The 20,866-nt window shown below is 59.4% G+C and carries 19 protein-coding genes; 9 read left to right on the plus strand and 10 right to left on the minus strand.

Going from position 1 to position 20,866, the window contains the following annotated elements:
- The first annotated feature begins 43 nt into the window (after window positions 1–43).
- Window positions 44–769, plus strand: coding sequence for a potassium channel family protein (locus tag SynPROS71_RS09050; protein WP_186594609.1), 726 nt, complete (start codon window positions 44–46; stop codon window positions 767–769).
- On the opposite strand, the gene ribD is transcribed toward SynPROS71_RS09050, so the two are convergent.
- Both ribD and SynPROS71_RS09060 read right to left on the minus strand, forming a co-directional pair.
- Window positions 744–1,862: a bifunctional diaminohydroxyphosphoribosylaminopyrimidine deaminase/5-amino-6-(5-phosphoribosylamino)uracil reductase RibD gene (ribD, locus tag SynPROS71_RS09055; RefSeq protein ID WP_186594611.1), complete on the minus strand. Its 1,119-nt coding sequence runs from the start codon at window positions 1,860–1,862 to the stop codon at window positions 744–746. The two genes, SynPROS71_RS09050 and ribD, sit on opposite strands and share 26 nt — an antisense overlap.
- A complete protein-coding gene (locus SynPROS71_RS09060) occupies window positions 1,859–2,359 on the minus strand; it encodes a DUF3122 domain-containing protein (RefSeq protein ID WP_186594612.1) in 501 nt (166 codons plus the stop codon). The genes ribD and SynPROS71_RS09060 overlap by 4 nt, the downstream gene beginning before the upstream one ends.
- A 24-nt stretch (window positions 2,360–2,383) precedes the next feature.
- Between SynPROS71_RS09060 and SynPROS71_RS09065 the strand changes: the two genes are divergently transcribed.
- On the plus strand, window positions 2,384–2,863 hold the full coding sequence (locus SynPROS71_RS09065) for an ureidoglycolate lyase (RefSeq protein ID WP_186594613.1): 480 nt from the start codon (window positions 2,384–2,386) through the stop codon (window positions 2,861–2,863).
- Here the strand turns inward: SynPROS71_RS09065 and SynPROS71_RS09070 are convergent, their stop codons facing one another.
- Entirely contained in the window at window positions 2,864–5,365 is a 2,502-nt protein-coding gene (locus SynPROS71_RS09070) for a GH116 family glycosyl hydrolase (RefSeq protein ID WP_186598017.1), read from the minus strand. It abuts the gene before it with no gap.
- Between the two features lie 91 nt (window positions 5,366–5,456).
- Here SynPROS71_RS09070 and SynPROS71_RS09075 point away from each other — a divergent pair, with 91 nt between their 5' ends.
- Genes SynPROS71_RS09075 through SynPROS71_RS09085 form a run of 3 tightly spaced genes read left to right on the plus strand, consistent with a single transcriptional unit; the run spans window position 5,457 to window position 9,587 of the window.
- Entirely contained in the window at window positions 5,457–7,139 is a 1,683-nt protein-coding gene (locus tag SynPROS71_RS09075) for an amidohydrolase (protein ID WP_186594614.1), read from the plus strand.
- On the plus strand, window positions 7,126–8,031 hold the full coding sequence (locus SynPROS71_RS09080) for a GTP-binding protein (protein ID WP_186594615.1): 906 nt from the start codon (window positions 7,126–7,128) through the stop codon (window positions 8,029–8,031). Before SynPROS71_RS09075 ends, SynPROS71_RS09080 begins: the two co-directional genes overlap by 14 nt.
- Window positions 8,028–9,587, plus strand: a complete 1,560-nt coding sequence (locus SynPROS71_RS09085; protein ID WP_186594616.1) for an MFS transporter — start codon at window positions 8,028–8,030, stop codon at window positions 9,585–9,587. Before SynPROS71_RS09080 ends, SynPROS71_RS09085 begins: the two co-directional genes overlap by 4 nt.
- A 9-nt stretch (window positions 9,588–9,596) precedes the next feature.
- Here the strand turns inward: SynPROS71_RS09085 and SynPROS71_RS09090 are convergent, their stop codons facing one another.
- Both SynPROS71_RS09090 and SynPROS71_RS09095 read right to left on the minus strand, forming a co-directional pair.
- Window positions 9,597–9,863, minus strand: coding sequence for a hypothetical protein (locus SynPROS71_RS09090; RefSeq protein WP_186594617.1), 267 nt, complete (start codon window positions 9,861–9,863; stop codon window positions 9,597–9,599).
- Window positions 9,850–10,215: a hypothetical protein gene (locus tag SynPROS71_RS09095; protein WP_186594618.1), complete on the minus strand. Its 366-nt coding sequence runs from the start codon at window positions 10,213–10,215 to the stop codon at window positions 9,850–9,852. The genes SynPROS71_RS09090 and SynPROS71_RS09095 overlap by 14 nt, the downstream gene beginning before the upstream one ends.
- Before the next feature lie 45 nt (window positions 10,216–10,260).
- On the opposite strand from SynPROS71_RS09095, the gene SynPROS71_RS09100 reads away from it, so the two are divergent.
- Both SynPROS71_RS09100 and SynPROS71_RS09105 read left to right on the plus strand, forming a co-directional pair.
- On the plus strand, window positions 10,261–10,758 hold the full coding sequence (locus SynPROS71_RS09100; protein WP_186594619.1) for a hypothetical protein: 498 nt from the start codon (window positions 10,261–10,263) through the stop codon (window positions 10,756–10,758).
- Window positions 10,755–11,684 carry a hypothetical protein gene (locus SynPROS71_RS09105; protein WP_186594620.1) on the plus strand — a complete coding sequence of 310 codons (930 nt, stop codon included), beginning with the start codon at window positions 10,755–10,757 and terminating at the stop codon, window positions 11,682–11,684. The genes SynPROS71_RS09100 and SynPROS71_RS09105 overlap by 4 nt, the downstream gene beginning before the upstream one ends.
- Window positions 11,685–11,688: 4 nt before the next feature.
- Here SynPROS71_RS09105 and SynPROS71_RS09110 read toward each other — a convergent pair whose 3' ends face one another.
- Window positions 11,689–12,711, minus strand: coding sequence for a sulfotransferase (locus SynPROS71_RS09110; RefSeq protein WP_370586815.1), 1,023 nt, complete (start codon window positions 12,709–12,711; stop codon window positions 11,689–11,691).
- Between the two features lie 134 nt (window positions 12,712–12,845).
- Here SynPROS71_RS09110 and SynPROS71_RS09115 point away from each other — a divergent pair, with 134 nt between their 5' ends.
- On the plus strand, window positions 12,846–13,865 hold the full coding sequence (locus SynPROS71_RS09115) for a helix-turn-helix transcriptional regulator (RefSeq protein WP_186594624.1): 1,020 nt from the start codon (window positions 12,846–12,848) through the stop codon (window positions 13,863–13,865).
- Here the strand turns inward: SynPROS71_RS09115 and SynPROS71_RS09120 are convergent, their stop codons facing one another.
- On the minus strand, window positions 13,866–14,909 hold the full coding sequence (locus SynPROS71_RS09120) for a neuromedin U (RefSeq protein ID WP_186594626.1): 1,044 nt from the start codon (window positions 14,907–14,909) through the stop codon (window positions 13,866–13,868).
- A 226-nt stretch (window positions 14,910–15,135) separates the two neighbouring features.
- On the opposite strand from SynPROS71_RS09120, the gene SynPROS71_RS09125 reads away from it, so the two are divergent.
- Window positions 15,136–16,092 carry an outer membrane protein gene (locus SynPROS71_RS09125; protein WP_255442085.1) on the plus strand — a complete coding sequence of 319 codons (957 nt, stop codon included), beginning with the start codon at window positions 15,136–15,138 and terminating at the stop codon, window positions 16,090–16,092.
- On the opposite strand, the gene SynPROS71_RS09130 is transcribed toward SynPROS71_RS09125, so the two are convergent.
- From SynPROS71_RS09130 to SynPROS71_RS09140, 3 genes are all read right to left on the minus strand, one after another.
- Window positions 16,081–17,379, minus strand: a complete 1,299-nt coding sequence (locus tag SynPROS71_RS09130; protein ID WP_186471529.1) for an NAD(P)/FAD-dependent oxidoreductase — start codon at window positions 17,377–17,379, stop codon at window positions 16,081–16,083. The two genes, SynPROS71_RS09125 and SynPROS71_RS09130, sit on opposite strands and share 12 nt — an antisense overlap.
- A 77-nt stretch (window positions 17,380–17,456) precedes the next feature.
- On the minus strand, window positions 17,457–19,010 hold the full coding sequence (locus tag SynPROS71_RS09135) for a DUF1254 domain-containing protein (RefSeq protein WP_186471530.1): 1,554 nt from the start codon (window positions 19,008–19,010) through the stop codon (window positions 17,457–17,459).
- 41 nt (window positions 19,011–19,051) lie between these two features.
- Window positions 19,052–20,635 (minus strand): DUF1254 domain-containing protein, encoded by a 1,584-nt coding sequence (locus tag SynPROS71_RS09140; protein ID WP_370586816.1) that lies wholly within the window; start codon window positions 20,633–20,635, stop codon window positions 19,052–19,054.
- Window positions 20,636–20,866 lie beyond the last annotated feature (231 nt).

Raw genomic sequence — 20,866 nt, forward strand, 5'->3', positions numbered from 1 at the left:
ACAGCCGCGCTGTGGTGAGACTTCCAGAAGACCGACGCCGACCGTGCCGAGCTTTCCGTCTTTTCTGCTGCAGCAACGCAATGGCCCCGGCCAGCGGGATTACCGGGTGCTGCTGGCTCTCACTCTGGTCGTGCTGATCAGCTTCGCCTTTCCGCCCCTGAACTGGCTCGGCGCTCCCTGCTACTCCCTGATCGCTCTCTGGTTCACGCGGGTGCTGGGCAGCAGCGGCAACGCCCACCCCTGGAGCGACCGGCTTTATCAAGCTCTGGGGCTGTTCGCGGTGGTGTCGCAGTGGATATGGCTGATCACACCGGTGAAGCTGGAGAGCAGCGGCATCCCCCTGGTCACCAGCTGGTGCTTGCTGGTGGGCTGGAGTGTGATCCGGCTGGTGCGTGCCCTGGCCAGCGAAACCAAGGTGAATGAACGGGTGCTGATGGGGGCCGCTGCGGGATATCTGCACCTGGGCCTCACCGCCGGTCTGGTGATGGGGGCTGTGGAAACGATTCAGCACGGGAGCTTCAGGCCGCTGACCATGGCCTCAATGATGGAACTCAGCTCCGACAGCGTGCTGATGGTGAGCAGCTCGTTTGCAGAGATCAACTACTACGCCTTTGTGTGTCTCACCACCGTGGGCTACGGGGACATCAATCCCGTTCTGCCACTGGCCCGAATGTTGAGCATCGCCACGAGCATCATCGGCCCCCTCTATCTGGCGGTGGTGATGGGCGTGCTGATCGGCCGCTTCAGCACGGATCTGAAAGGGGACTGAGGGTCGCCTGCAGCAACAGATCGTGGGCGAGGCGCTGCTGATGCAGGCCCTGCAGCTCCACCACCTCGTTCATGGCCTGGAAGCCCAGAGTTCCCAGAGGGGTGCGCGCCGGCTCACCGCCCAGCAGCTTGGGTGCAATCACCGCCGCGATGTCCTGCACACAACCCTGCTGGATGGCGGCAGAGGCCAGCCCCGGGCCGCACTCCCAGAGCACCCGATTGCAGCCCTGCTGGGCCAACACCTCCATCAGAGCGCCGGGCTCGCAGGCCTGCAGCTCCTGCCGCTGCACACCGACAGCGTCCAAGCGGCTCCTTGCGTCCGCCGGCGCGTCCAGGCCGTGCACCACGAGGGTGGGAGCGACGGATTGATCCCAAAGCTGGGCCTGATCGGGCAAATCAAGACTGCGGCTCAGCACCACCCGCAGCGGTTCGGGGCTGCGCAAGCCCCGGCTGGTGAGCAGGGGGTCGTCAGCGCGCACGGTGCCGCCCCCCACAATCACCGCATCACACTGGGCCCGCAAACGGTGCACCCAGCTGCGGGCGCTGGGACCGCTGATCCACTGGCTGGCGCCATTGGGCAAGGCGGTGCGGCCGTCGAGGCTCATGGCCCACTTGAGAAGCCCCCAGGGCCGGCCGGTGCGCACGCGGTGCACGAAGGCGCGGTTCTGGTGGGCTGCTTCAGCCTCAAGCACCCCGGAGATCACCTCCACTCCGGCATCCCGCAGTCGCTGCAAACCACCGCCGGCAACACGAGGGTCGGGATCGGTGAGTGCCACCACCACCCGAGCGATTCCTGCCTGAATCACGGCGTCGGTGCAGGGCGGGGTGCGGCCGTGATGGCAGCAGGGCTCCAAGGTGACGATGATCGTGCCGCCGCGGGCGGCATCACCGGCCTGGGCCAAGGCCCCCACTTCGGCATGGGGTTCACCAGCCCGAGCATGAAACCCCTCCCCCACCAATGCGCCGGAGGGATCGAGCACTACGGCGCCTACCAAGGGATTGGGACTGGTGTAGCCATCGGCCAAGGCCGCCAGCGCCAGGGCCCGGCGCATCCAGGGAATCCAGCGCTGATCAGGGTCAGCGACCGCCCTCATGATCCAAGAGGCTCCGTCTGCACCTCACGCCACTCGCCCACCACATAGGGGGGGACGGGCATTTCGTTGAACACACCGGGAAGGAACAAACGCAGCGGGCGGTTGTTGCTGAGATCGTTGAGCAGGGGGTCGAGGGCAAATTCAGCGGCTGCTTCCCGGCCATCACTGGCCAGAACTGGATTCTCAAGAGTGATGTCGTCGAGCTGCCACTCCTTCACGCCGGCCTGCACAAGCAGGGGGGAGGGGTGTTCGAGGCGCAGTTTTCCGGGGTAGCCCACGATACGCAGCACCACAGGGTTGCCCGGCTGGCCGGTGCGATAGGCCACCGCCTGCCAACTCTGGTAATCGAGATCGCGCAGGCTTTCGAGGCTGCGCAACATCGGTGCCCCGTTCTCATCCTGGTGTTCATGCACCTGCGCGCTCACGGCCATCGGGGTGAGCAGCAACAGCGTTACGGCAACCAGCAGTGTGCAAAGCAGACGACGCAACGCGAGCATGAATCAAGCGCGAACAGTGCTCCCATGATCGAGCATCAACCCCTGAAAGCGGGATCCCTGCTGGACCCACGCCTGCCCGCCTGCGGCACGGCCTTGCGCGAGGTGGACGACATGACCCTGCCCGGGGAGCAGGACGCGCAGCTCAGCTTCGGGCCCGGGACGCTGCGTTATTACGTGATGCGCATCCCCCGCAGACCCCTGCGGATTACGGCGATGACCCGCCACGTGAACGCCACCCAATGCCTGAGTTCGGCCGAAGCACGCCCGTTCTGGCTGCTGCTGGCTCCGCCAGACACCGAAGGACCGTTGCTCGATGCCTCCAAGGCCTGGCTGCTGCGCATCGAGGCCGGCGAAGGCATCAAATTGCATCTAGGCACCTGGCATGCGGGGCCGTTGTTTGATGCTGACTCCGCGTCTTTTTTCAATCTGGAGCTGAGCGACACCAACCAGAACGATCACGAAACCCTGAAGCTCGATCGCCCTTTGCAGGTGTCGTTGAACTGACTAACCCCGCTCCGCCCCCGGAATCCGTTGCCAATCCGTGTGCGTTGCCCACAGTCCCCAGATCGCCATCGCCCGTAGGTAGTGGCAAGCCCGGAAGGTGTTCACCGCTGTGATCGCCTCCGGCGTGCGGAACTGCAGACCACCGCTGTACACCTGCTCCACAACCGCTGAGCAGATCGCTTCCGCGGTTTGGCCTTCGCCCATCAGGCGGTAGTAGCTGGCAATGCCGAAGTTGATGCCCGTCCACACCTCCAAGGGATGGGTGCCATTGGGATCCAGGGGTGTGCCATCGCGGCGCAGACCATTGGCCACCCCGAGGCTGCCGCCTTGGAACTTCTCAAAGCAGCTCTCCTTCACGGCCTTGAGCGTGCTGCGGCTGTTGGCCTCACTCACCACCGGCTCCAGCCCCAGCAGACGCGCATAGAAATCACCACAGAGCTGATCGGCCATCACCACCGGCGTACCGCTTTCGGCATCGATGTCGTAGTACTCGCCATTCCAGAGCAGACGATCAAAGTTGCTGCGCGATTGCTCAAGCCAGGCGCTGAAGGTGTGCTGATCGCTGCCCGTGTCCAGCCCCAGCTCCTGCTGCAATCGTTGGGCCATGGCCAGAGCGGCTTCCAGCGCAGCGATCCACAACGCCCCGCAGTAGGCACTCACCCCCTTCAGCGGCCAGTCGTCGAAGGTCTGGTCAGGAGCACCTCCGTTGTCGGGCAAGCCGTCGTTGTTCACATCAAAACGCTTCAGGTAGTGCAAGGCCTGCACCGCCGCAGGCCAGCAATCGGCCAGAAATGTGAGATCTTCGCCGGTGGGTGCCAGCTTGAAGGTGCGCCACACCTGCAGCACAAAGTCACTGGCGAGGTCTTTCCAGAGATTGCAATCCTGATACGCCGTGTAATTGGTGGCATCAAAGGGCACTTCGTTGGGAGCCCCCAGGTCGTGCGGCGTGGCCCCCTCCACCTTGCGATCGGCTTCCACACGGCCGCGCCCTTGGGTGAAATACCAACCGATCGGCCGCTGGGTGGCATCCGCCGCCGGGATCGCTCTGGCGAAACTGCGCAGCACGGCCTTGTCGAGCTCCGGCCAGAGCTGCAGCAGGGCAAAGGAGCCATAGAGCCGCACATCCAAACTTTCGTACCAGGCGTAGTCGAGGCACTCGAGCACGCCGAAGCGGCCGTGGGGATCCTTACTCGATGCCGCGGTCCAGAGGCTTCCGCCACTGGCCAGGTCGTAGAGCTCATTAAACAGAGCCATACGCAAGGCTTCCGGCAGCTCCTTGCGCGCCAGCACCGGTGCCTGCCAGGCATCAATCAGCTCACGCCACTGGCGCCAGTCGCGCAGCGCTTCCGCTGCCAACGCCGCAGCATTGCGACCATCGGCTCCGAAGAAATCGGTGTAGCGGCGCAGATCACGCACACCGGTCGCGAAGGCGGTAACCGGCAGATCCCAGCTGATCGCAATTGGAATCTCTCGCGATTCCCCGGGAGCCAGGGTGAACGTGAGGGCGATCGCTGCACTGGCTTGCTCGCCCGCACGGCTGGAGCGATCGTTGTTGCTGTTGGGAATGCGGCCCTCCGCAGCGAACGATTGCCAGATCTCCTGGCCATCGCCCGTAGGGTCCCAACGGCTGCAGCGCAGCACTTCCACGCCCTTCAGGGCGTCCGGCACCGCCAGACACCACTGACCCTGGCCCTCTCCGATCGGCTCACTGCGCTGGCCCTCCAACACAATGCCGCGCACACCCTCTTGATCCAACCAACGGTTGCGTTGTCCTTCGCCCTGGCCGATCGCCGGCGCGTAGTTGTGCTCCGGGCTGCCGTCGTCGCGGAAGTGCACCTCTGCCGAGGGGTCGGTGTTGAAGAACCAACCCACGGTGTTGCGCCAACTCAGCAGCAACGACAGATCCAACGGTTGATCGCTGGGATTGCACAGGGTCCAGCGGAACACGGCCACCGGGTAACTGGTGCGTTGGTAGTCGCCTGGAAGAATCGGGCTGAACGCCTCGCAACTCACCTCGGCGTCGTACACACCCTCGTAACGGGTCCAGCTCAGGGGATAGCGGGCGGCGTAGGTGCCGGTGCTGCGCTCCGGCGTGCTGGCGGGATACCAATCCCAGGCAGCCAGGGGCTCACCGCTGTTGGGGCGTGAGGCATCCGCCTCGGGCTTCACGGCTAAAGCGTGGGCCCGTTTGCTGCTGCCGTTGCTTTCGAACAGGGCGAACTGGCAGTCGGGGATCGTTCCATACCAGTGCTCTCCACCATCGAGGTGCCAGAGGTTGAAGTCACCGCGGGAGCTGCGGCCGATGCAGCCAGCACCAAAGCCCCCCAGGGGCATGCCGTGCCAGGGGCCGTCATCGAGATTGCTGGCGTAACGCACCGTGTAGGGCTGATCCCAGCCCAAACCGAACGGCCGGCTCCAACTGGCCTCAGGAGGCGTCCAGGCCTGCGGCCGGGAACTGCGCCGCATGAGCGAGCGCAGGGCAGACAGACCGAAGGGAGCCATGAAACGGCGGAAGGTCGCCCCAGATTGCCAGACCTTGTCAGACAAGCCAGGGGATGGCTACCAGCAGAGCAGCAGGCTTCAGCACGTTTTCATGAGCGCGCACACCTCCGCCGACCTGATCCTGCAGGGGGGCACGCTGATCACCATGAATCCAGCCCAGCCCAGAGCTGAAGCGATGGCCATCCGCGATGGGCTGATTCAAGCCGTGGGATCGCAGGAGCAGGTGATGGCCTGCCAAGGGCCGACAACCCAGGTGGTGGACCTGGCTGGGCACACGCTGCTGCCCGGCTTCATCGATGCCCACGGGCATTTCAGCAATGCCCTGATGGTGGTGGACTGGGCCAACATCCAGCGGCCGCCAGCCGGTCCGGTCACGGACATCGCCAGCCTGCAGCAGGTGCTGCGCGATCACCTCACGGCCCATCCACTGGCACCAGGACAGTGGATGGTGGGCTACGGCTATGACCCCGATGGACTTGCCGACGGCCGTGGGCTCGACCGGGCCGACATCGACCCCATCACGCCCGATAACCCCGTGATGCTCATTCACAACTCCAACCACGGTGCCGTGCTCAACAGCAAAGCCCTGGAGCTGGTGGGCTACGACGCAGCCACACCGGATCCGGCCGGCGGGGTGATCGTGAGGCGGGCGGGAAGCCAGGAACCTGCAGGCCTGGTGATGGAAACCGCGTTCATCCCCCTGTTCGTGCAAATGCCGAAACCCTCTCAAGAGGCGTTGCTCGAGCGGTTTGCCGCGGCTCAGGCCCTTTACACCTGCAAAGGCATCACCACCATTCAGGAGGGAGCCACCACCGCAGCCGATCTGACAATGTTGCAGCGGGGAGCCTCAGAGGGGCGACTGCTGGTGGATGTCGTGTCCCTCCCCCTGGTGCTGGAGGTGCCGAAGATCCTCAGTGAGCGCTTTCCCGATGGGCATCACCACAGCCTCGAGCTGCCCGAAGCCGCGCGGGATGCCTTCGGCACTTATCACAACCGGTTCAAGCTGCAGGGCATCAAGTTGCTCCTGGATGGTTCTCCTCAGGGGAAGACTGCGTTCTGGAGCGAACCCCTGCTCACCGGGGGACCGAACGGTGAAGCCAACTGGCGGGGGCAACCGATCGTGCCGCCGGAAGAATTGAACAAAGCCGTGGCCACTCTGAGCCGCCAGGGCATTCAACTTTTCGCGCACTGCAACGGCGATGCCGCGATCGCGATGATGATCGAAGCAGTGCGCAAGGCCGGTCTTCAGGCAGACCAGGACCACCGCACGGTGATCATCCACTCCCAGTTCATGGCCCCCGGTCAGCTGGAGGAGTACGTGGAACTCGGGCTGCATCCCAGTTTTTTCACGGTGCACGCCTTTTTCTATGGCGATGTACACCTCGCCAATCTGGGAGCCGATCGCTGCAGCCGCCTCAGCCCCATGGCCTCCGCCATGCGCCTGGGCCTGCATTGCTCCAACCACAACGACTTCTCGGTGACACCAATTGAGCCGATGCGGATGGTGCAAACCGCGATGCAGCGGCGCAGTCGCAGCGGAACCGTGCTGGGTGAGGGGGAGCGTGTGAGCGCTGAACAGGCGTTGATGGCTCTCACCCTCGAGGCCGCCTGGCAGCTGCGTGAGGAAACAAGCAAAGGCAGCCTTGAGGTGGGCAAACGCGCTGATCTGGTGGTGCTCGATCAAGACCCCACGACCGTCAATCCAGACGACCTCAATGGCATTGAGGTGATCGCCACCATCAAAGACGGAGCCTGCGTGCATGGCTCCCTCTGAACTGCAATCCCTTCTGGGGTTACCGACCACCCTGGTGGGGGGCTATCTCGGCGCCGGAAAAACCAGTCGCATTAACCGCTGGCTGGAGAATCCAGCCCATGCCAACACAGCCGTGCTGGTGAATGATCTGGGCTCGATCAACATCGACGCCCAACGCCTGCGCGCAACCCATGGCCAGGTGATCGAACTCACCCAGGGGTGCCTCTGCTGCAGCCTGCGCGATGGCCTGGGCGAGGCCCTGCTGCAACTGGCCGCCGTACCCAGGCGGCCGCGCCGATTGCTGATCGAAACCAGCGGCATGGCCCTGCCCCTGCGGGTGGGGGAACAGGTGAGGCTCTACGGCCTGCACCTGGAGAACATCCTTCTACTCGTGGACCTGGAGCGGATCGAGTCCCTCTGGCATGACCGCTGGGTCGGCGACCTGGTGCAGCGCCAGTTCGAAGGAGTGGATCTCATCGTGCCCACAAAAGTGGATCGCCTGGATCCCGCGCAGGTTGAGCGGCGTCAGCGCTGGCTCCAGGAGCACCTGAAAAGCTTGCGCAGTTGCAAGGAGCCAGCACCGTTCCATCCCGGCGCCGAAGCCTTGGTGGAAAGCGAATGCTGGCAGCGGCAACATCCCATCCCACGGCAGGTGCTGCTGCAATGGTTGGCCTCCCTCGATCCGGCACTGCTGCGGCTGAAAGGAGAGGTGTGGCTGGAAGAGCAACCCGGCGGCCCCCTGCGCTTGGATCGGGTCGGCGAGCGGGTGCAGCTGGATCAATCGCCACAGCGGCCCTGGCGTGACGGGGAGTCGCGCTGCAGCCGACTGGTGGCGATCCGTCGCAGCGGTTCCCAGCAACAGCACTGGCCATCCGAGGAGATCACGGCCAATCCCATGCCTGTCTGTCCATGAGCACGTCATCGCCAACGACCCTGAGCGTGTCCGCGCTCACCGTTCCCTATCTGGGCATCCTGGCCAGCCTGCAGTTGATCGATCCCAGCGTGGCCAACATCGCGCTGGTCAAGGCCAGCCAAGCGATGGACATGCATGGAGCGACCCTGGCGCTGGCAGCCAGCACCTCAACCCTGGCGCAAGCCGCCACCGTTCTGGTGATGGGGTTTCTCGGAGATCGCCTCGGACGGCGGCGCATCCTGGCGGCCTCCCTACTCCTGACGATCGCGGGCAACAGCATCACCGTGCTGGCCCCGGACACGGGCCTGTTTCTGGTGGGGCGGGCGTTCACAGGCATCGCCCTGGGCTCCGTGCTCGCTGCAACATTTGCGGCCGTTCGCTTCGTCAGCACCCCGCAAACCCTGGGCCGTGCCCTTGGGTTATGGAATCTGCTGATCATCATCGGCTTCATCCTTGGCTCCTTGGCGGGAGGCACCCTGGCCAACCTCAGCTGGCGACTGGCGATGGCGCTGGTCCCTCTGATCAGCGCTCTCTGCCTGCTGGCCCTTCCCGCACTGGTGCCGCCAATGCCTGCCAACCGGGAACTGCGCGCCGATGGCCCCGGCCTGGTGAGCATTGCCGCTGCCATGGTGCTGTTTCTCTACGGCGTGAGCCAAGCCGTGTCTGGGCTCACGCGCGTGGAATTCTGGCTGCCGACCGTGGCGGGCCTGGTGCTCTTCGCTGTGCACTACCAGCTGGAACGACGCAGCAGCCAGCCGATGTTTCCGCCCGGGCTCTATGAACGGGGACTGTTTGCCGCCGCCGTGGTGAGCGGGATCGGCTGGAACTTCGCCCAGTCGGTCGTTCAACTGCAGACCAGCAATTTCTGGCAGGTGGTGCAGCGCTTCAGCACCACCCAGGTTGCCCTTGGCCAATTGCCACTCTTGATCTGCTTCGGTGGCGGCGGCATCGTGGCCGGACGGCTCATGCGACCGGGACGCCGCATGCTCCAGCTGATGGGCTGGGGAAGCCTGGTGTTGGTGGCTGGGGTGGCGCTGCTGGGAGGCATTCGGGCCGATACCCCCTATCCCATGCTGCTGCCGGCACTGGTGCTGGTGGGCCTGGGGCTGGCCTTCGTGGCCGTCCCCCAATCAGCCCTGTTTGTGCAGGAAGCTCCATCCGACAGTTTCGGAGCTGTCACGGCCTTCCGCACAACCACAGGCCAACTCGGATTCGCCCTTGGCCTGGCAGCCAGTGGCGCGATGGTGAGTGGATTCGGATTCACCGATCTCCGCCTGAAACTGCTCGAAAACGGTGTTCCTGAAGGGGATGTGGCTGCTGCCATGCAGCAGGTGAAGCAACTGCTGCGAAGCGGAACCAGCTCAGGCGCAGACAGCGCAGGATCAGCGTTAACGGAGGCGATCGGCAGGTCCTATGCCCAGGGCTTGGCTGGAACCCTTTGGGTGGTGGCCGCCATCACCGCCCTACTGCTGATCATCAGCCTGTTGCTGCTGATCATCGGCAGAGAGCAGCAGCTCCTTGATCAAGCTGGCGTCGACTCAGCATCCAGGCCCTAGGGATCGGGCCTAGGGATCCGAACGCTGCTCATCATCGAGCAACGCGTCGAGGGTGACCGCCGTACGCACCAGAGCCTGATACTTCTGAAACACCCGCTGGTTGCGCTCCAACCAGCGGGCCGCCACAACAGCCCCTTCACCTGTTGCCGAGCCCGCCAGTCCTGCAGGCCCCTCGCCATCCATCAGCTCGAGGTCGTCCTCCCGGGCGATCAGGGCCAGCAGCAATTCATGCAGACGCTGACGACGCGAAAGCTGCCGTGAATCAATCCCAGTCATCACCGCATTGATTGCGCACGTAATCCTCCCGCAACTCGCGAAAATCCTTGGTTTGGCGCGCCAGGAGCGCACTGGCCTCCTCCGCCTGCTGCGGATTGTCCCCTGAAGCCTGCGACGCGGCGATCAGCATGCGGTTGCGCGCCATCGACGCACCAAGCGTGTTCATCAAACGCTTGATCAAGCCGCAATCATCCACCGCTCGCGCTGGCGTCGGCACCAATAACACCACCAGCACTGCAAGGACGAAGGACTGGACCACAACCGTGTTGACGTCTGGGCGCCAACGTACCGCCGCCTGGCGCATTGATCCCACCTGTGCAGATCTACTGCCACCAGCACGATCGATTGTCATGGTGACGACATGGAGGCGTTGACACCTCCGCCACCCCAAAAACCCATGCCCAATCAGCGTCGCGCTGCGGTGCTGGCAGGCCTGTCAGTCCTGCTTGGCAGTTTCAGCGCACCCGTGGTGATGGCCGAAGAGCTGTACAGCCTGGACACCACCTGCAGAACCGGCGATCGATCCTTTGCCTGTCGCGTGCAGGCGGTCAACGTCGACGACACCACCGAATACCGCCATCAGTTCGGCTCCCGCACCGTGAGCTATCGCGTGATCGAAGATCCCTTCGTGCGCATTGAGGGCCGAGGCAGCAACGCCAAGCCCTGGATCTCGGTGAAGAACGCGTTGATCAACTTCAAAACAGAAGAGTTGTGCTTCAACGATGAGGCCTTCTGCGTGAAGAACCCCTCATTCCTGGCCGACGTTCTGATCAACAGCGGTGATGCCATGCAGGGCCGAACCCGGGTGGGCATGGCCTTCGCTCCCAATGGTCGCGTGGATGTGGCCTGTTTTGACAACGGTTGTGACCGCCTCAAGGAGGCCATCAAGCAATGACAAAAACCATCAGAAACCGCTGCACACGACCGATCGCAGGATGCCTCGGCCTGCTCCTCTCCCTGCAACCCGCGGCCGGCCTGGCCGCCCTCTCCAGCGACGACGCCATCCATCAGGAGTCCGCGCAAGAACAGCTCCTGAGCCAACGCCGCGGTGGTGGGTCTAGAGGTGGTGGGTCCAGAGGTGGTGGCTCGCGCAGCAGTGGATCAAGGAGCAGCGGTCGAACCGGCTTCAGCTCCTACAGCGGCAGTCGTCAGACCACCCGTCAAACAACCCGTGGCAACCGCCAAAGCACCCGCCAGGGCAATCGCAGCACGCGTCAGGGCCAAGTGCGCAGCAACAGCGGCACACGCCAAAGCACCCGTCAGGGCAACCGCGATACCCGCCAGACCACGCGCGGCAGCAACATCGATGCCCGCCAGCAGGGACGGACGGACCGCACCAACAGCCGCCAGAACAACCGCACGGATCGCGTCGATACAAGGGCCGATACACGCCGTGATGTGGTCAACAACTGGGATCGCTATGGCAATGGTTGGTACAGCAACAACAACTGGACCAACAACCGACCCTGGACCTATGGATGGTACGGAAGCTCCTACTACAACAACTGGGGGTGGTATCCCGGTCAGGCTGCGGCCTGGGGCCTGGCTGGTCTGGCCACTTTTGGCGTGATCAACAGCCTCGTGACATCAGCGCAAAGCAATGAGGTGAGCTACATCGAGGTTCCCGACTCCGATTACTACCTCTATTACCCAAGCGTGACCGCCACGGGCGATGTGGTGACGTTTGAGGTGAATGACGGGGGAAGCACGGTGCGCTTCAGTGCCGACTGCCGCCAGGGGACACTCAACGGCGCCACACCGCGCAATGCCGATGAGGCACAACTGCTGAACGCCGCATGCCAAGTGGCCTTTGGTCAATAACGGTTCAGGAATGCGGCGGTTGCTGGGCGATCAGCTCCTGCAACCGCTGCTCCGCCGCCGCTTCCAACTGCACAGGAGAGGGGCGATAGGTCCTCGCCTGGGACGCTCTCGCCTGAATCGCCGCTCGGGCCTGCTGCCAGCCAGCGATTCCGAGGTTTCGATAAATCCTCTCCACCGTTGTGATGGGTGATGCCACCAGATCGGTATAGGCCACCTCCACCAACCGCCCAGGTGGGATCTGGGCACGGGACGCCGCAAAGGCGCCCATCAGCTCAGCGTGGGCCGCCACGGTTTCCTCAACCTGTTGCAGTTGATCGGGCACAGCCTGAAATCCCATCAGCCCCCCCAAGCGCTGCTTCACCTGCACCAGGGAGCGAATCGACGCGATTGGATCGCGCTTGAGCAACACAAAACGAGCCTTGGGATACAAGTGCAAGAGCAGGGGAATACGTGCTGTGTGGGCTGAATTTTTGATCACGAGATGGGTCTTCCCTTCCCCGTCGTGCAACCAGGTGAGCTTGGTGAACCTCGCAAGCTCACGCCGGAAGGCTGCCGTGGAGGCCAGCACATAACGGCGAAAACATCGGGGATAACAACGCGGGAATGCCACTCCGGCCATGTTGGTGTCCAAGGTGAGCCGCACCAAACCGAGTTCGTCCTCCTGAGGATCCAGTGCAGACCAAGGCACCGCATCGATCGGGCGATGCGCGCTGATGATCCGATTCAAGAAGCCCACGATCCAAGGCTTCAAAAGGAGGCCCACCTGCGGAGCCACCGTTAAGGCATTCCTCGCCGTAGCCGCAGCTGGATCCGACGCCAGCAGTTGATGCAGGTAAGTGGTGCCGCTGCGCCAATGCCCGATCACCACAACAGGATCATCCGGTGGCTGAATCGTCGCCAAACGCCTGGAGTACAGAGCAGTCTGGAGCCAGGCCAAAGGTTCGAGCAGCAACCCAGAGAGAACAGGGATCACAGCGTTCAACCCAGAACGCCAGTGCGGTTTGTAGAAGCGAAGCGCCTGGGCCAAGACTGAAGGCCTGATGCATCCCCCGGCGACAAACTGATCGGAACAACGCTGGAGGGGGTGCATTCAAACAATTGACACTCAGCAGGCCAGCAAAGGCCTTAGAGAAATTAATATAGGGTTATGCAATGAGTTCGATGCGCAGCAAGGACTACCGCCAAGAGCATCTCGAGAAAGTCATAAGACTTTCTTTACATCAACCTTGTCGCTGGTCTGCTCCGTTCAAATCCGCTACCGAACTGGCTTCCCACCTGAAGCGCCTCGGCAAAACGTTTGAGGCCATTCAACTTAGCCAAGGGCGATTATCAGGCCGATTCAGTTACGCCAATTTCGACTCAATCACCATTCTTGAAATCAGCAGCAATCAATGCTTGCTCTTGAATGGAGATCGCGGGCCCGACTGCATGAGCTTTTGCCTAGAATCATCGGGAGTGGCCGATGAACACAAAACGCATACGCTGCCTGTACCCAAATATTCAATCAACGGATTCAAATCAAACCTCAGAGAATCACACTTTCAACTCACAGCAAACACCACAACCTATTTTGCAATCACGTCAGCCAATAAAATCAACACCATCCTGGACCTACACAACGCAGAGGCTTTAAAAGAACAATTCCTAAATTGCAACAGCGCTCAGATCACCCCGAGCAAACACAATAAGCTCAAAATTTTACTTGAGGAGGCAATCAGCGATTCAACCACTGACCATTTTACTCGACAACAAACAGGAAACACAATAATCAAGCATTTTCTAGACTTTTTTGCGAGTACGAAAGAAATCGATTGCTATCCATTTGAATTAACGCAACGCCAGTTATTGGTCAAAGACTTTATCCAACTTGGCTTCAATCGCGGAAGCGAAAAGCTAAATCTAGACTCTATCAGCAAACAACTCTATTGCTCCAGACGAACCCTCATCCAAGGCACAAAAGATGCCTTCGAAATGGGTCCAATGGAGTTGATGAAAATCATTCGTCTTGAACAGGTGAATTGGATGCTGCGTAGCGAAGAAGCGAGAAGCAAAGCCACGCTTCGCAACGTTACAGATATCGCCCAACACTTTAATTTTTACAGCAGAGGTCATTTTGCCAGGGCCTATCAAAACCTGTTCGAGGAAAGTCCTAGCCAAACATTGCAAGAGAATGGAACCTGACTACCCTCCCGTTGGGAAAAGGAACTGAACCTGAGCGCGGAACGTCCAATCTCCAATCAGAGTTTGACCGGCCACCTCTGGCTTAACTGCATTGTAATAGGCACTCAGCGATGCATTCACAGGTTGCGTCCCTAAAACGAAAACACGACCAACACCAGCCCCGACCGGAACAGTCCAACCTTTGTTTTCAGCTTGATTCCAGTTAGCAGTAATGATGGGGGAGCTGGTGAGGTACCAACCCTTCGGCAGGTTGTAATTCAGAAAAGGTTGAATCAACATCTTGTTCACATCGCGACCAGCTTCTCCTGAAAACGACCAGATATTATTGATCAAACCACCGGCAACAATTGGCCCCTTTGTATAAACAAGAACACCTGTCGGCCCCGCACTCCAACGCTTCGAGCTAAGGCGATTGTCAGTTGCCGATGGAATCACCATCGTTGGCCCAACGCCAACGGTGAAATTACCCTTCAGTGTTGGCACGAAGAAGACAGAGGGATTGATATCCCCCAATGACTGAATGGATGTACCCCGAGCCCATGGCTGAGAGATGAAGGGAACAATCGTGCGTGTCACCAGCGTCAACCCCTCACTCACCTTGAAGGGAATGACAGGCTGCACATTGACAACATTTTGCGTTTGATTCGCCTTGAAGTTGGTGCGATAGGGGGGAAGAGAAGGATCAGGAGATGGGATTGTGACATTTGGAGCCCACTGGGTTGAAGGCGTGGAATTCCATTGAATCGGAAGACTGATCAAGCTCGCAATTGGATTCTGCGCTGCCTTGGCGAGAGACCCTTCTTCCTTCGCCTTCGATTCTCCAGGGGTCACAGAAACAGGCTCATTTCCTGTACCAGACTGAGACTGATCCGCACCATTCTGAGCAATGGTTGCTTCGGTCAGAAGCAGGGGAGTGAAATCAAAATCCGCCGGATCTGCGACGAGAGGCTGGTCAGTGACCTGTGCGCTGACAGAAGGACCCAGCAACGCTCCTGCCACGAGCCAGCAGAGAGGCGAGAACGCCAAAACCTTCAATGCCGCCATCACGATCGTTTTGTAAGTACGGCGAGTTCTAGATCAATGGCCTCAGGGAATGGGTCTTACAGCACCATAGTCTGCACAAACGGGATCACCGGAGCAGGCCGCTCTTGCCAGGAATCCCTAAGTTGAGTCCTGTAATTTTGAGTTGATGCGCAGATTCATACTTCCTCTAATTGCATTGATTGCAATCCCTGAATTGCGCGCTGCTGCTGAGCCCATGCCAGCGCCAATGCCCTCACGAACGCAAGAGTCGGAGATCGGCTCGATGCCCATGGCGCCATTGGTCCTGAGCCAGAGCATCGACGAGGAGAGCGGTGAAGAGCGCGATGAAGAGCAGAATCTTGAAGATGCTTGGCGGGTGTATCTCGATCTCTACGCCTTCTTGGTGCCCACCACCTACACAACCACAGAGGTGAATGGCAACAGAACGAACTCAGCGCTTCCACTGTCGGATGTCATCAACACACTGGATGAGGCACTCACCTTTAAAGCCCAGGTGGAGTACGGCCGCATCGGATTCATGGCCGGTGTGTACCACGGCAGCCTGTCAGACAGCCAATCTGCTTCCTTCTACAACGAAACCAGCAACCCCTTACGCAACCGACTGGATCTTCCGAGTCGCCTTCGAAAACGCACTCTGCGCGTCGAAGGCGATCTGGATCTGGAGGTTGATGCCAATCAAACAGTCGTCGATCTGGCCTTCCGGTACCGGGGAGGAGCGATTCAAAAACCACGAATGGAGAAAGGCAGCAGCAGTTTCATTGGCCTGGTGGGAGCCCGAATCATCGATGCCAACATTCGCACCAACTTCACGCTGAACAACGAATCAACCCTCTCCGTAGAGGGACGACGCGTCAACAGAGAGCTAACCCGTGAGCTGAAGAAATCCTCAAGTGAGAGTTACGGCAACACCTGGGCGCAACCGCTGATTGGTGTCTTTGGCACCTATGCCATCAGTGAAGACTGGCAAGCCTTTGCCTACCTCGATGCAGGCGGATTCGGTCTGAGCGGAGAGCAGGATCTGAGTGGAACCGCGCAGGCAGGCATTGCCTATGCCCTGGGGAACTCAGCTCAGATCTCCCTTTCCTACAAGTATTTCGGCCTTGATTACGCCGGAGGCGGTGGCAACTCCTACAGCGTTGATCAAAGCGGCGTGAACCTAGGCCTGCGCTGGCTATTTGATTGATTCAGCCACCGTCACAGCCGTGCGGGAGCCACTGGCAATGGCTCCTTCAATGAATCCGCGCCATCCCTGGGCATGGTCGCCAGAGGCAAAGAAGACATGGCCTTCCTGACGAGGCAATTCATCATTGAAACGAGCCACAGTTCCAGGCCGGTAGGTCGCCCAACTCCCTTGGGACAGATTATCTGCACCCCAGTCGTGCCCGAACGTGGACAGTAACTTCACGCCGGGGATGAATTCCTCCAGCACCACTTGCCACTCCTGAACCGACTTGTCCAGAGCTCCAGATTCCAGACTGAACCCAGCCAGCACGGAGTGCTGTTCTCCTCGTTTGTAGGTGAAGCTGCCGATGAGCGGTGAATCAGTGGAACGCGACAAGGTCATCACCGCACCAGGATCACCCTCCACTTCAAAAAACACTTTGTATCCACCGCCAACGTGCTTAAGCCGGGAGGCTTCCAACTTCACATCAGAAAGAGGTGGTTCAAACTCCACGCTGTGCAGCACATTCAACGGAATGGTCACCACGGCGCGTTTGGCCATCACCTGTTCCCCCGACTCTGTGGTGACACAAACGCCCTCACTGGATTGCTGAACGGATCTGACAGGCGTATTCAACGCCACATCAAACCCACCGTCAGCAACCATCGCCTCCACCAGAGCACCCGTGCCATGCGTGAACTTGTAACGGGCAGCGGTGTCGTTGAACAGCTCGTAATTCCAACCGGTGAGCGACCAGCAGCGCATCATCTCCACATAGGAGCCATTCTGCGGTTGATTCATGCAGAGGATCTCCAGAAATCCACCAATGCTGGTGCGCTGCAGGGGCGTGAGATCAAGTGCGTTCAGACGATCAGCAACGGTCAGGCCATCACGTTCACACACCGCATCCCAGCAGTGGTGAACGTCGTAGGGACGCTCCCAAACGCCCTTCGCTTCAGCGAAAAAGCGTTGAAAACCCTCCACGAATTCACCCAGCTGCGCCTCCTGCAGCTCCTGAACCTGGCCGTCAATCTTGATCGCCACCCGCTCGGCAACACAGCCTGGAGTCTCCTGCACCTCGAGGCCATAACGCTCCTTCTCGGCCCATACGAAGGGTTGGGTCCAATGCACCCAGGTGCCGCCAAGCTCGACATGAAAGCCATTGCGATCGGCACTCCAGGTGCGCCCACCCAAGCGGTCACGCGCTTCCAAGACGAGCACATTGAAACCCCGTTTTTGCAGATCACGGGCTGCTGTGATTCCGGCGAAACCACCGCCAATCACAACCACATCAACAGATCGAGCCATAGGACATTGCGTTGGATAAGTGTGCGAAACAGTCAGAGCGTGAGCATGACGTCAGTGGAGAGCCATGCCTGCCATGGTCAGGTTTTTTCAATCGCTCCCAGCTTCCAGGAGCGGTCAAACCACTCCTGACCTGGCCCGTAAAGACGGAAGATGCCGAACCAACCCTTTCCTGGAACCGTCTTCACCCAGTTGGCCTCTTTCCCAGCAGGGGCTTCAGGGCCGAAATACAGATCAATGCTGCCGTCGGCATTCTTGGCCATCTCGGGATTGCGCTTGTTGTTTTTGCTGGGGTAGGGCATCTCCTTGCTCTGCAACATGGAGCGGGTTTGCGGGTCGTAAACAACAAACGACCAGAACCTCTTCGCAGGGGGATTGGCAGGGATGTTGAGTTTGTAGGTTTTGGAGCCATCCAGATAGGCACCACTACTGTCCCGAGAACTGAAGGCGTACTGCGAACCCACACCAGGAAGTTCCAGCACCATCGCCGGAGTATTCACTGTGGCGAGATAGAAGAACAGGGTGCGTCCATCCATGTCACGCCCACCTTTGCCGCCATTGACGACATAGTCATGGTTTCCGCCTGGGAAGCCGGTTTGCCAGTAGCCGGCTTTACCGGGATAGATATAGGCCTTGGGATCCTGCGGAGCAAACAGAATCGAACGTGCCGTGGCATTACCGATGGCAACTGCTTCAGTCAGCAGTGCTTTTTGTTCCTTCGATGGCTTAAACGGCTTCCCTTTTTGAATACCGATTGCTGAAGCCATCCCCAGGAGTTCAGGAGAGAACACCTCCGAGGGCTCACGCTGGATCACATCATTGAGTTCTTCGTAGAACTTGAAGTCATTGGCATGGATCGTGTTCACGTCTGAACCGGTAAGGTTCGTGAACGTGTTGGCAGGCGGGTTGTTCCTTTCAGCGAAGGGATACACCTTGAGGCCATTCATGAATGCCGCTTTTGCTGTATCGGGCTTGCCTTGCTGATCGAGGAAGCCCCGAAGGATCAGCCAGTTGATCTTGCTCGGGGTTCTGGCCACGAAATAGCCCTCCGTGCTAGCCGGAGCTTCCTGACCAGGACCAAGGATCAAATACTTGCCGCCCTTGCCTTTATCTGGACCAGGGCCGCCCATATCTACAACAAAACGGAAGAAGGCATCATTGACAGTTCCAGGCCCTGTACCCGGGGGAACTTCCACCACAACAGGACCTTCACTGAGATCCAAAAAGGCTGAGGCGTACACCGTGTCGGTGTTCCCAGTGAGCCAGAGGGATGTGGAGCTCATCAGCTCTTCGAACAACCCGATGTCTCGATTCGGCTTCAAGCCATAGCCATCACGGTGACCGACATAGAGCATCTCGAGGGATGCTGCAGGAATGAAGTTCAGGAATGTCTGAACACCACGACCAAGGTCGACCTGACGGCGTGCCTTGCGCATGGTTTCATCATCGGGGAAACCATCGAAATAATTGAATGTGCCGATTCGGGTTTGAACCGAATCCGGCGTCAACACATCCCCAGGGATTGGCGTGTTGTAGCCCTTGGGAATGAGGCTGTTGGCTTTGAGAACAACCCCACTTCCGGCTACGAGCAGAGCGGAAGCGAGAACAAGCTGAAGGCGGGTGAAGCGTTTCATGGGAGAGCGAAAGGTGGGAGAAATTTCAGGAATGACAGGGCTCACTTGACCTGCTCGATGTCGTTGAGCTGCCAGGTTTTGTCGAACCAAGGTTGAAGCGGGCCATAGAGACGGAAGACAGCGAACCAGCCCTTACCAGGAACCGTTTGAATCCAATTCGCTTCCATACCTTTCGGCGCTGAGGGGCCGAAATAGAGATCAGTGGTTCCGTCAGCATTCACAACCATGTCTTGATTGCGCTTGCTGTTCTTGCTGGGAAGAAGCTGATCGGTCTGCAGCTCAGACCGGGTCTGAGGGTCATAAACAACCATCGACCAGAAATCCTTCGCCGGAACATCGGCCTCAACAGTTAATTTGTAGGTCTTGCTGCCATCGAGATAGGCGCCAGTGGAATCTGTAGCCACCACCCCGTACTGGGAGCCAACACCCACCATCTTCAGCACCATCGCTGGCGTGTTGACGGTGTATCCCCAGAAGAAATTATTGCGAGCGTCGAGATTCCGACCTCCTTTACCGCCATCAATCAACCATTCGTAGCTCCCACCACCAAACGGTGTGAACCACTGCTTACCTTCGTAGAAATAAACCTCGGGGTTGCGGGGTTTGCCCATGTCAGCGCGCACATAAGCCACTCCCACCTGTACCGCCTCCTCCAGGAGTTCTCGATCCTGTGCGCTGGGTGCAAAAGGCTTGCCTTTTTCCAGACCAATCGATGACGCCAAACCTCTTAATTCAGGATCAAGCAGATTGATCGGCTCCCGCTGAATCACAGTGTCAAGCTCTTCAAAGAAGTGGAAATTATTCGCATGAACCGTATTAAATACACCTTCACCTCCTTGAATAAAGGTCATTGCTGGAGGGTCATCTTTCTGCGAAAGCGGGTAGAGCCTTAGGCCTTTCTTATAGTTCGCAACAGCCTGATCTGGCTTACCCTCATCATCGAGGAAGGCTCTTAAAATCAACCAGTTGGAGTAACTGGGAGAGCGGAAAACAAAATAACCATCGGTATTCTCAGGCTCCTTATCGTCAGGGCCGAGGATCAGATATTTACCACCTTTGCCCTTGTCCGGCCCGGGAGCCCCGGTATCAGCCACGAAGCGGAAGAATGCATCATTGATGGTGCCAGGACCAAGACCTGCCGGAATCTCGATCACCAACGGCCCTGTATTCTTCAAATTGAAGAAGGTGGACCCATACACCGTATCGGTGTTACCCGTGAGAAAGAGGGGGTTGGAATTCAGTGGGGCCATCAACATGACCTTGGTGTGATCCGTCACTCCCTGAGAAGCATGCCCAGCCCGCAACATCTCGATGCTGGCCGCGGGCATCAAGGTAAGGAACGTCTCATAAGCCCTGATGAACTTGAGGTTGTCGAAGCTGGCCTTGGCAGTGGCCGCATCGGGCATGCCATCAAAGAAGTTGAACGTACCGGCACTGGTTTTCACCGTATCCGGCGTCATCAGCGCCTTCGGAATAGGCGATGTATACCCCTTAGGGACATCACCGCTGCCTTTGTTCAAAGACTGATTGCCTCCACCAGCCTTACTGGAACAGCCCACAGCGAGCAAAGCAGCAAGGGTGACAGTGGAGAGTCCTTTGAAAACCGGACTCAGCCGACGCGTCATGGTCATCCGAAGACAGAATTCACTATTTGGAAGCTAGGGACAACTTCCAGAGGCGTCAGTCAAGGAAGGTTTAATCATGATCCCATTCGTGCAATGGTTTAAAAAGCAAAGCTCTGTTGTTCCATCTGTTCAATCTGTGCAGCTCAACCAGTGCAGACAAAAATCGCAAGTTTTCCCAAACAAGACCAGCGCAAACTATTCAGCGCGAGCAAACTGAGCCTAAGAAGTACT

Source organism: Synechococcus sp. PROS-7-1, from assembly GCF_014279795.1.
Lineage (GTDB): Bacteria > Cyanobacteriota > Cyanobacteriia > PCC-6307 > Cyanobiaceae > Synechococcus_C.